This window comes from Cyclonatronum sp., from assembly GCF_022565315.1.
GTDB lineage: Bacteria > Bacteroidota > Rhodothermia > Balneolales > Cyclonatronaceae > Cyclonatronum.
Genome location: NZ_JAIUMX010000120.1, coordinates 1 through 10,167 on the forward strand (window position 1 = coordinate 1; position 10,167 = coordinate 10,167).

Annotated in this window: 9 protein-coding genes, 1 tRNA gene and 1 riboswitch; of the genes, 3 read left to right on the forward strand and 7 right to left on the reverse strand. The window is 56.4% G+C overall.

What is annotated here, in order from left to right; all coding sequences use genetic code 11:
- On the reverse strand, positions 1 to 674 hold a 674-nt coding region (locus tag LAT75_RS13650; RefSeq protein WP_291483234.1), incomplete at its 3' end, for a metallophosphoesterase N-terminal domain-containing protein.
- Positions 675 to 870: 196 nt separating this feature from the next.
- Positions 871 to 2,148, reverse strand: coding sequence for an amidohydrolase family protein (locus LAT75_RS13655; RefSeq protein ID WP_291483235.1), 1,278 nt, complete (start codon positions 2,146 to 2,148; stop codon positions 871 to 873).
- A 228-nt stretch (positions 2,149 to 2,376) separates the two neighbouring features.
- Between LAT75_RS13655 and LAT75_RS13660 the strand changes: the two genes are divergently transcribed.
- The gene (locus tag LAT75_RS13660; RefSeq protein WP_291483236.1) at positions 2,377 to 3,141 is read left to right on the forward strand and encodes a DUF3047 domain-containing protein; all 765 of its coding nucleotides are present in this window, start codon (positions 2,377 to 2,379) and stop codon (positions 3,139 to 3,141) included.
- A gap of 201 nt (positions 3,142 to 3,342) precedes the next feature.
- Here the strand turns inward: LAT75_RS13660 and LAT75_RS13665 are convergent, their stop codons facing one another.
- The 5 genes from LAT75_RS13665 to LAT75_RS13685 all read right to left on the reverse strand — a co-directional run bounded on the left by LAT75_RS13665 (position 3,343) and on the right by LAT75_RS13685 (position 8,021).
- Positions 3,343 to 3,555: an addiction module protein gene (locus LAT75_RS13665; protein ID WP_291483237.1), complete on the reverse strand. Its 213-nt coding sequence runs from the start codon at positions 3,553 to 3,555 to the stop codon at positions 3,343 to 3,345.
- Positions 3,556 to 3,828: 273 nt separating this feature from the next.
- Positions 3,829 to 4,989 (reverse strand): hypothetical protein, encoded by a 1,161-nt coding sequence (locus tag LAT75_RS13670; protein ID WP_291483238.1) that lies wholly within the window; start codon positions 4,987 to 4,989, stop codon positions 3,829 to 3,831.
- Positions 4,990 to 5,034: 45 nt separating this feature from the next.
- A complete protein-coding gene (gene metX, locus LAT75_RS13675) occupies positions 5,035 to 6,078 on the reverse strand; it encodes a homoserine O-acetyltransferase (protein WP_291483239.1) in 1,044 nt (347 codons plus the stop codon).
- 52 nt (positions 6,079 to 6,130) lie between these two features.
- The gene (locus tag LAT75_RS13680; protein ID WP_291483240.1) at positions 6,131 to 7,459 is read right to left on the reverse strand and encodes an O-acetylhomoserine aminocarboxypropyltransferase/cysteine synthase; all 1,329 of its coding nucleotides are present in this window, start codon (positions 7,457 to 7,459) and stop codon (positions 6,131 to 6,133) included.
- An 85-nt stretch (positions 7,460 to 7,544) separates the two neighbouring features.
- Positions 7,545 to 8,021 (reverse strand): CoA-binding protein, encoded by a 477-nt coding sequence (locus tag LAT75_RS13685; RefSeq protein ID WP_291483241.1) that lies wholly within the window; start codon positions 8,019 to 8,021, stop codon positions 7,545 to 7,547.
- A 153-nt stretch (positions 8,022 to 8,174) separates the two neighbouring features.
- Positions 8,175 to 8,294: riboswitch (SAM riboswitch) on the reverse strand.
- 508 nt (positions 8,295 to 8,802) lie between these two features.
- On the opposite strand from LAT75_RS13685, the gene LAT75_RS13690 reads away from it, so the two are divergent.
- Positions 8,803 to 8,884, forward strand: a tRNA-Leu gene (locus LAT75_RS13690).
- Positions 8,885 to 9,079: 195 nt separating this feature from the next.
- Positions 9,080 to 9,844 carry a CDP-alcohol phosphatidyltransferase family protein gene (locus LAT75_RS13695; protein WP_291483242.1) on the forward strand — a complete coding sequence of 255 codons (765 nt, stop codon included), beginning with the start codon at positions 9,080 to 9,082 and terminating at the stop codon, positions 9,842 to 9,844.
- The last annotated feature ends 323 nt before the right edge of the window (positions 9,845 to 10,167 follow it).

A 10,167-nucleotide genomic window follows, 5' to 3' on the forward strand; every position in this document is an offset into this window, starting at 1 on the left:
ACGAGCCACTGCTTGAGGCCGGTCATGGCCGAGAGTTCGAGATGGCGTTCGAGCAGGTCGAGGTCATCGCCGACCACATCCCCCATCTGAATCATGCAGTCGCCGGGGGCGAAAGGTGCAGCGATGATGTCAGCAAATACGCCGTCCCTCAGAAAACTGATCTGCTCATTGGAGTACGCCTGCGGATCACCAACAATCGCGCAGCTGAAATCCAAACCCGATGCGCCCTGCCGGTTCAGCGGAAAATTCACCTGCTCCGGGGCCGGGCCGGTATCCGGCAGCCCTCCGTACCGCAGCGGGTAACCCGTGCCTCCCTCCTTGTGGATGTAGAAAAACTGCGGCACCATCCGGTGATCGACCGGCACCCGCCAGCCCGATGGCTGAACCACCGAAAGGTTCATATCGGCATGTACGGGCAACTCGTAATAGCCGGTGCTGTCGGTTTTGGTCCACTCGAAGCCGTTGGTAACCAGCACCCCGGGCACGCCGGTTTCGCCGGCATCGAAGCGGCTGTTCTCATTGGCGTCCTCAAACACAAAACCAAAAATGAAGTCCTTGCCCGCGCCGGGATTCAGAATTTCGGGCGCGCCCTGCCAGGCTTGGGCTGCAAGCGGCCCGCCCGGCAGACCGGCAAACAGCAGCAGCAAAAGTGTGAAGCGAATCAAAGCAGTCATGGATGTATCCTTTAAAATGGCAAATAGTCCAAAATACATCCGCCCGCGCTTTGCAGCATTATGCAGGCGTTAAATCCGCCAAAAAAACTTCACAATCCATCGCCCGGCTGATTCCCCTGATTACACTCAAATTAAATTGTTTGTTTTTAGGGTGATGCGCGCCTTGCCCTCATCCGGTTTCAGCCTAAGACATCCTTCAGTCGGTCCGAATCCGCTTCCCGCCAAGAAATACAAGTTCAGGCCGGGGGAGCTCAGCGAGGTTTTCGAGCGGATTTACGGGAAAAACGATGATGTCGGCCAGCTTGCCGGCTTCCAGGCTGCCGAGATGCCCGGCCACACCGGCGTGCTCCGCAGCTTTGATGGTCGCGCTTTGCAGCGCCTGCCATGGGCTGAGGCCGCCCTGCGTGAACAGCCGAAGCTCGTCGTACAGGCTTGACCCCGCGGGCAGGTTACCCGCATCGGTGCCCATAAACATGGGGATGCCGGCCTCATGCTGCCGGCGGAACTCCCCGAGCACAGCCTGCCGCTGCGCCTCATTGAGGCTGCGGAACATCACCCCGAGGGTAGGAACAACCGGTGTTTGCAGCGCGGCAAGGCGGTCGAAGGTGCCTGTTGTATCTGAGGAAAGCAGCCAGACCAGATGCTCGAGTCCGTCGGCGCCGGCCTGCAGGGCGCCCTCCACATCATGGCGGGTATCGGTATGGACAACGAGCTGCAGCCCGTGAAACCGGGCCTGATCCGCAATCGCCTCCAGCACCCTTTGTTCCATGCGGGGCAGCTGATCGCGGTGACCCGCCGTGTAGATGGCCTTAATGAGATCAACGCCGCCTGCCGCGAGGCGGTCCACTTCGGCACGGGCTTCCTCCGGGGTATCAGGTTCGCGGGCGTTGGTTTCGGCCGCCCAGGGGTTGTTGGCAAAAATGGTGCTTACCGGGTGACCGCCGGGCGAGGTAAGCATGGGCCCGGCCGCACGGATGCGGGGGCCTTCGAGTTTACCGGCGGCAACACGGTCGCGCATCTCCAGAATCTGCGGATAGCTGTCGCCGAGGGAAGTAACCGAGGTGACCCCGTGTGCCAGAAACTGACGGCGGGCGTCGGGGTAGCCGCGAAAAAACTGCACCATCATACCGGCAAAGCTGCGACCATCCGCAAACGGCATCCCACCGAAATGCACGTGCAAATCAAACAGCCCGGGCATGGCATAGCCGCCGTTCAGGTCTATGATGCGGGCGCCATCCGGTACCGCATCACCCGAAAAAAAGCCGCGTATGCCGGCATCCTCAATCAGCAGGACCTGATCGCGGATGATTTCCGGTGCATCCCCGGCCATGGTGAGAAAATTGCCGTTTACCAGAGCCGTGATGCCCTTGTGCGGCGGCGCGGCCCGCCAGGTTCCGAATTGCGTAAGGCCGGCCCAAAGCAGCAGCATCACTGCCGCTGCAATGCCGAGAGAAATCAGGATTTTTTTAAGCATCACAAAAAATAAGGTGAGCCGGAGCAGCGCCCGGTGGTAAATTGCAAAAAAACTACGGTATCGGAACGGGTTTCACAAACGGGGTTTGAATATCTTCAGCCACTTAAGGAGCAGTCTGATATTTTTGGTTACGCTGCACCTGATTGATTTTCACGCACTAATGCGGTGCCATACAGGTTATGCCACCAGCGAATCCCCCTAAACACTTTCTCAAAACCGGCTGTGTTAATGCGCTCAACTTCCGCCTTCATCCTGTTTTCCGTCATTTTTGCGCTCACAGCACTTTTACCGGAACCGCTGTTCGTGGCGCAGGAACAGCCACAGTCCGGAAACGACATCATTATAATTAGACCCTCAGACTTTAATCCGTCCGAAGAGGCGGCCTCGCGGTGGGTGCATCAGCCGCTCGGGAACATCCGGCCGACCGAATACCGGCTTGCAACGCTTGAGGACGGCAGCGTTGTGATTGAAGCGGTGAGTGAGCAGTCGGCCTCCGGGCTGGTGATGCCGCTGCGGTTTAATCCGGCGGAATACCCCGTAATCGAATGGGAGTGGATGATTGATTCCGTGCTGGAAAACGGCGACCTGACCCGTCGCGATGGCGATGATTTCGCCGGAAGGCTGTACCTCACCTTCGATCTGCCCTCCTCGGAGCTTCGGTTCCGCGACCGGGTTTTCCTGCTGGCCCTGCGGACCTTCACCTCCTTTGATATCCCCAACCGGGCTTTGTGCTACATTTGGGCCAACCGGGCGCCGGCGGGCACAATTGCACCGAGCCCCTACACCGGGCTGGTGAAGCTGCTCGCCGTGAGAAGCGGAAACGACGAGGCCGGCACCTGGGTGACCGAAAGAAGAAACATCCTGGAAGATTACCGCGAAGCCTTCGGGGCTGAGCCGCCCGCAATCACCGGCATACAAATCATGACCGACTCAGACGACACCGGCGAATCTGCCCGCGCCTGGTACGGGCAAATCCGGCTGATGAGGGAATAAATTAACAGTATGTCAGTAGGTCAGTGTGTCAGTGTGTCGCGCTGGTTTGGGGTTGCGGGACTTTTGACCGTGCTGCGAAACCATTTTTTGTGTGCGCATATCTGTTGTGCCGGAAAACAATTTAGTGACCTAAAACGAGCTGGGTTTCACGTATTCTTTCTGAGCTTTGGACGTAATCTTTAACTCAGGTGCCATGAGCAATTAAGAAAACTGTTTTACAAAGGATTCCCATGAAACAGCGGTTTTGGAATCTTCCTCTAAAGTATCAAGACGCGACCGAAGCTCTTTTTTGTGCGATTCAGGAATATCAATTACAGAAGGATCTTCAGCGATGGAATCCCACAGGGCTTCTGCAAGAAGTATTTTTTCTCTTTTAGAAAGTTGACTGATATGCCGGAGAACAGATTTATCCATAGAAATCAATGGGTTATGTGATTGGTTTCTATTTGTTCAGATAAAACTTCGAAGTCAAGAGACAGTTTAAAAGCACGTTCAATTAAAAAATGAATTTGCAATTGAAGGGAGAGATGTGGCAACAGTATGTCAGTATGTCAGTATGTCAGTAGGTCAGTGTGTCAGTGTGTCGCTTTGGTTCGGGGTTTAAGATCCCGAAGCTTTTTACCGCCGTCTGCGGTCGGCCGTCCCCGGTCAAATCAACACTCCGCCCCAATCCGCGGGCCATCCGTCTCAGACCTGATCGGCGATGCGGCGCATGTCGGCGAGTACGCCCTGTGCGGTTACTTCGCTGCCGGCGCCGGGGCCCTGAATGGTTACGGGCGAGCGGCTGTAGTAGCGGCTTTCAATGGAAATCAGGTTGTCGGCGCCGCGCAGGGTTCCGATGGGTGAGTTTGCAGGCACGGCGCGGACCCCGACCTCAATTTTCTTCGGGCTTATTTCGCCTATGTAGCGCAGCACCTTGCCTTCGGCCCGGGCTTCTGCTACCCGCTGTTTCCAGAGGTCGTCGTAATCAGACAGGCCGGCGAAGAATTCGTCAAGCGGGGCATGGCGCAGGCCTTCGGGGGTCTGATCTTCAGCGGTGAAGGCATCCCGCTCCATCCGGAAACCGGCAGTTCGTGCCAGAATGAGGCACTTGCGGGCCACATCTTCCCCGGAGAGGTCATCACGCGGATCGGGCTCGGTGTAGCCTTCATCATAGGCTTTCCGGACGGCTTCGCTGAAGGGCACGCCTTTTTCGAGCTCGCCGAACAGGTAGGTCATGGTGCCGGAGAGCACCCCTGAGATACGCAGCACGGCATCCCCGTTCTGCACCATGGTGCTGATGGTATTCACAATCGGCAGACCGGCACCGGCAGCGGCCTCGTAGCGGAAAAGCGCGCCGTTTTCGCGCGGGGCAACGAGCTGATCGAAGAAATGCTGCGGCATGGTGTTCGCAATTTTGCTCGGCGTAACCACATGCACCCCGGCATCGAGCAGGCGCAGGTACAGCAGAGCAACCTCACGGCTGCCGGTTGCATCCACAAAAATGAGTCCCCGGCCGGATTCCTCGTAGTGCCGGATGAGCTGCGCCACAATCGAGGCCCAGCGCGTAGGCGTAACCGGCCGCTGCCCCGATAGGCGGTTCACAAACGACGCCTGCTGCACGCCTTTTTCATGGATGAGGGCGAGCTTGCTGTTGCAGAAGCCGATCAGGCGGAAATCCTCCGAGAGCGGACCGCCCGGCTCCAGCTGACGCAGCAGTTCGCTGCCAACGGTGCCAATGCCCGCCACAAACACATCGAGCAGCGGGTTTTCGGCCGGTTCTGCATCAAAAAAAGAAGAAGTGAGGTGCTCAAGTTTAAAGGCGCCGGCTACTTCGGCAGCCTCATGCGTAAGTTTGAGTGCTTTCATGATATTTATAAGGTGAAAAAATCAGGTCGGGTCTTTCGCTGCTCTTCAGGCGGCGTGGTGTTTGAGATGATGGCGAAACTCGATGAGCAAATTGTTGAGCTGACGAAACTCGATCAGGAAGGCGTCGTGACCGTATTCGGAGCGGATTTCGCGGTAGAAACTGTTCGGCAGCTTCCCGGCCAGCGAGCGCTGCTCCGCGGTGGGGTACAGCAGGTCGGAATCGATGCCGACTACCAGCACGGGAATCTGAATCGCAGCAAGGGCGGTATCCAGCCCGCCTCTTCCGCGCCCGGCATCGTGCGTATCCATCATCTGCGTGAGGCGCACATAGCTGAGCGGGTCGAAGCGCTGCGTGAGCTTTTCACCCTGATAGCGCAGGTAGCTTTCCACCTGAAAGCTGCCTTCATCCCGCTTTTCGCGGCCGAACCGCTGCGAAAACTGCTGCGGCGCCCGGTAGGTGAGCATCGCCATAGCGCGCGCGGCCGCAAGCCCCTGCACCGGTTCTTCGCCGGGAGCGTAGTCACCGCCCTTCCAGCGGCTGTCGGCCGCAATCGCCTGCCGCTGTGCCTCGCTGATGCCGATGGCCCAGGCCTCATGACGCGCCCCGGCAGCGATAATCACCGCCGACTGCACGCGCCGGTCCATCGCGGCAAACTCCAGGGCCTGCATCCCTCCCATCGAGCCGCCAATCACCAGCTGAATCTGCTTCACCCGCATGTGATCGAGCACGAGCTGCTGCGCACGAACCACATCCCGGATCGTGAGCACCGGAAACGCGGAGCCGTACCGAAGGCCGGTCTCCGGATTCACGGACTGCGGGGAGGTCGAGCCGTAGCAGCTGCCCGGCACGTTCATGCAGATGATGAACTGCTCCTTCGGGTTCAGGATGCCGCTTTCGGCAAACAAACCCGAAAACCACTCCTCCGCATCCGCGTGCCCTGTGAGGGCATGGCAAATAACCACCACATTGTCGCGGGCCTCGTTCAGGCGCCCCCACGACTTCCAGGCGATGTCCAGCTGCGGAAAGCGGAAACCGGATTCGGTCACAAAACCGAGCAGATGCGGGTAGAGGGAGTCAGCGTAGTTCATATCACAAAAAAGTAAAGCAGGTTCAGGGATGCAGGGTGATGCGGGCTTTGGTTCAGGCCGTAACCGGAACCGCCGCAAAGGCTTCGGCAAAATCGAGGCGGATGTCGTCGATGTGCTCGATACCGACCGAAACGCGGATGAGGTCTTCCGTTACGCCGCTTGAGCGCTGCTCGGAAGCCGAAAGCTGCTGATGCGTGGTAGATGCCGGGTGAATTACCAGGGTTTTGGCATCGCCCACATTGGCGAGGTGGCTCGCAAGCTTCACATTTTCGATGAAGGCTTTGGCCGCCTCAAAGCCGCCCTTCACGCCGAAGGTGAGCACCGCACCGAAGCGGTTGGGCTGCAGGTATTTTTGGGCCGCATCATGATAGGGGTGGTCTTCCAGACCGGCGTAGCTCACCCAGCTCACGGCCTCCTGCTCACGCAGCCATTGGGCGAGTTTCAGGGCGTTTTCGCAGTGGCGCTCAACCCGAAGCGAGAGCGTTTCCAGGCCCTGAAGCAGCAGGAAGCTGTTGAAAGGCGACTGCGATGCGCCGAAATCGCGCAGGCCTTCCACCCGTGCGCGGATGGCAAAAGCGATGTTGCCGAAGGGACCTTCATCCCCGAAAACTTCCCAGAAATTGAGGCCGTGATAGCCGGGGGATGGTTCCGAAAACAGCGGAAACTTGCCGTTGCCCCAGTTGAAGTTTCCGGCATCGACCAGCACGCCGCCAACCGAAGTGCCGTGTCCGCCGATCCATTTGGTGGCCGACTCCACCACGATGTTGGCTCCGTGATCAATCGGGCGCGCGATGGCACCGCCGGCACCGAAAGTGTTGTCCACAATCAGCGGGATGCCGTTGCGCCGGGCTACCGCAGCAAGGCCTTCGAAATCGGGCACGTTGTTTTTCGGATTGCCGAGCGACTCCACATAAATGGCCTTGGTGTTTTCGTCGATCGCGGCTTCGAAGGCCTCGGGCGCATCTTCGGTCACGAACTTCACATCAATGCCGAGGCGCGGCAGCGATACCTTGAACTGATTGTAGGTACCGCCGTAGAGGTTGCTTGTTGCCACAATGTTGTCGCCTTTCTGCGCGATGGTCGCGATAGCGAGAAACTGCGCGGCCTGCCCGGAGGAAGTCGCAACAGCCGCAACGCCGCCTTCGAGGGCAGCAATGCGCTTCTCGAAAACATCGGTGGTCGGGTTCATGATGCGGGTGTAGATGTTGCCGAAATCCTTGAGCGCGAACAGCGTAGCGGCATGCTCGGAATCTTTGAACTGATAGGAAGTCGTCTGATAAATCGGAACAGCCCGTGCGCCGGTGGTAGGGTCAGGCTCCTGACCGGCATGGAGCTGAAGGGTTTCGAAGCGGTAGTTGCGGGGTTTGGAAGAAGTACTCATAGTCTTGTTTATGTGTAGTTTAGCGTTAGCAAAAAAGGAGTTTTGAAAAAAGGAAGTTTGTTTTTCAGGGTGATGCGCGCCTTGCTCAGACCGTAAGGTCGCGGACCAGAAACTGATGATCAGCTTTGATGCAGCGCTTCTGAATGAGGCGCCGGCCGGCATCGGATACTTTTTCGGAAAGCTCGGGGTGTTCCCCGGTTCCGAGCTGCAGCCAGATCACGCGGGCCTCAGTTTCGAGGGCGGCCTCAACAACGACGGAGATCAGGGCGGGCTTCATGAACACGTTCACCACATCTACCGGCACGGGCACCGAGGCAAGGTCGGGGTAGCAGGTCTCGCCGAGGATTTCATCAGCCGTAGGGTTCACCGGGATGATGGTGTAGCCGGCCCGCTGCAGGTAGCGGCCCACGAAATGGCTGTCCTTGGTCGGGTTCTTCGAAAGACCGACAATGGCGATGGTGCGTACCTCCGGCAGAAACTGCTGTACCCAGCCGGTCTCGGCCGAAAGGGCCTCCGTTGCGTACATCTTGCGTTCGTACCAGGCCTGAAACGTGCTGTTCATGATGCGTTGAAGTGAAATTGCGGTTTCGGTTGATGTGTTTCGGATGTGTTTGAGACGGAAGAGGCCAAAAAAAAAAGCCTCTTCCGGGAAAAATTCGGAAGAGGCTTTAATTGAGGGGGTACCTGATATCAGATACCGGCTAAAGGCCAGTCTTTCTCATCTTTCCCAGGCAAATAAAATTTGCCGGGCAGGATTTAGCACCTGACTCCCGGATATACCGGAACGGTTGCTAAGGCGTCACAGGGCCTGTCCCTCAGCCTTTCTTGATAAGATTATGCTTCAAAGAACAATTATCTCACAGCACGGCAGCGACAAACCCGGAGCGCATTCGCATACACATTCGCATGAAGCAACATGCGGAGTGCGGGTTTGTTACGGCTGATGTGTTGTGAGATAATTTCATGCCCTAAAACTATGTGCTAAACGCAACGCAAGTCAAGAAAAATTTATTTTTTCTTTTCAGGGAGATGCCCTGGAGCCCGAAACGACCTCATAAACACATCCGGCGCATAAATTAAGCGGGTTTAGGGGGAAGCTGAAACTCTGCCGTAGTCCCCCTGACTCAAGAGTTTTTCACCGTTTTGAGGCGGATTGATGCCGGTTCGCAAAGCAGCAAGACGGCATGAGGAGCCGGCTAAAAGAAAAGCTGCCTCATCCCCCACGGATTGAAAGACCGGGGCCGAACCCCGCTATTCCATTAAACCCGTCGGGAGCCTGCGAATATTTTCCTCGCATGCTTTCATATCGGGCACAGGCGTCTTATATTTGCAGTCCTGAAAATGCCGGCGTGGCGGAATTGGTAGACGCGCACGACTCAAACTCGTGTTTCGCAAGAAGTATCGGTTCGAGTCCGATCGCCGGTACATGAATCCTTGTAAGTCGCTGACTTGCAGGGATTTTTGTTTTTTGAGGGATAAGCAGCTGGTCAGGATGAGGACCTGACATTACGCTTTTTTTTTAGAATCGCGGCAATCCGTGTTCCAAGCTTTCCCAAACCGCGTGCCGCCTGTTCGCTGCGCATAACTGTTATTCATCAAACTGCTTCCGGCTGACCCCTGATGTCGAAATTACCGCAAGAAGAAAAATTCCTGGACCTGTCCGATTACGGCCGTCCGTTTGCCGCCCTTATTGCATCATCGCTGCAAAACACGCGCTTCACCCCGATTCATGTTACCATCTCGTTCGTCGTATCCGGGCTTATTGCCCTTGTATGCATGGTAAACGGTCATTACTGGGCTGCCGGCTTTTTCCTGGTGCTCAAATCCATCCTTGATGCCGCCGACGGCGAGCTTGCCCGGCTCAAAAACACCCCCTCATACACAGGCCGCTATCTCGACTCGGTTTCCGATATTATTCTGAATCTGATGATTTTCAGTGTGATTGTGCTGATCAGCGACACCAATATTTTCCTGGGAATTACGGCCTTTTTGTGTATGCAGCTACAGGGTACTCTGTACAATTATTACTACGCGATTCTCAAATCACAAAAGCAGGGAGACACCACGAGCCGCATCTTCGAAAACAAGACTCCGAAAGCATACCCCGGTGAGCGGCAGTCGCACGTAAGCTTCATGTACCGGCTCTACACCTTTCTGTACGGCGGCTTCGACAAACTCATTTACAAACTTGATTTATCCGCCCCTACCGGTAAATCCATCCCCAACTGGCTGATGACCTTCCTGTCCGTTTACGGCCTCGGCTTCCAGCTGTTGCTCATCAGCCTGCTGCTGATACTCGGCCTCAAATCTTACGTCGCCCCCGTCATCATTGGCCTTACAGCATTTCTGCCGCTGTTTATTTTTATGCGGAAGGTGAACGGGTAGACCTGAGGAGGTGAATAAACCGGCTTCTCCCGGTTTCGCTCATTAGAATGTCTGTCAAATGCCTGTAAATAAAGAAATATTTGTTATTATTCCCGGGCAGGAATTCTAACAAACATGTAAATTTTAGCGGACCGGCAATGACAGATCCTACCCTTCGCCCGCCATTTCCCAAGAAATTATTTTTTTGCATTCTTGGCCTTCTTGGCCTTGTTTTTATCATAGTGCCGGAAACTCATGCCCGGCAAACTGTTATAGAGATAGCGGTTACGAACCCCGTGCAAGACCGCCCGGTTGCCGGGGCGCTGGTGCAGCTGCTGCTGGGC

Bases quoted from the DNA above. Each gene is read 5' to 3' on its own strand.
- LAT75_RS13695 (WP_291483242.1), top strand. From the start codon at position 9,080: ATGTCGAAATTACCGCAAGAAGAAAAATTCCTGGACCTGTCCGATTAC.
- metX (WP_291483239.1), bottom strand. From the start codon at position 6,078: ATGAACTACGCTGACTCCCTCTACCCGCATCTGCTCGGTTTTGTGACC.
- LAT75_RS13685 (WP_291483241.1), bottom strand. From the start codon at position 8,021: ATGAACAGCACGTTTCAGGCCTGGTACGAACGCAAGATGTACGCAACG.
- LAT75_RS13660 (WP_291483236.1), top strand. From the start codon at position 2,377: ATGCGCTCAACTTCCGCCTTCATCCTGTTTTCCGTCATTTTTGCGCTC.
- LAT75_RS13655 (WP_291483235.1), bottom strand. From the start codon at position 2,148: ATGCTTAAAAAAATCCTGATTTCTCTCGGCATTGCAGCGGCAGTGATG.
- LAT75_RS13680 (WP_291483240.1), bottom strand. From the start codon at position 7,459: ATGAGTACTTCTTCCAAACCCCGCAACTACCGCTTCGAAACCCTTCAG.
- LAT75_RS13665 (WP_291483237.1), bottom strand. From the start codon at position 3,555: ATGGATAAATCTGTTCTCCGGCATATCAGTCAACTTTCTAAAAGAGAA.
- LAT75_RS13670 (WP_291483238.1), bottom strand. From the start codon at position 4,989: ATGAAAGCACTCAAACTTACGCATGAGGCTGCCGAAGTAGCCGGCGCC.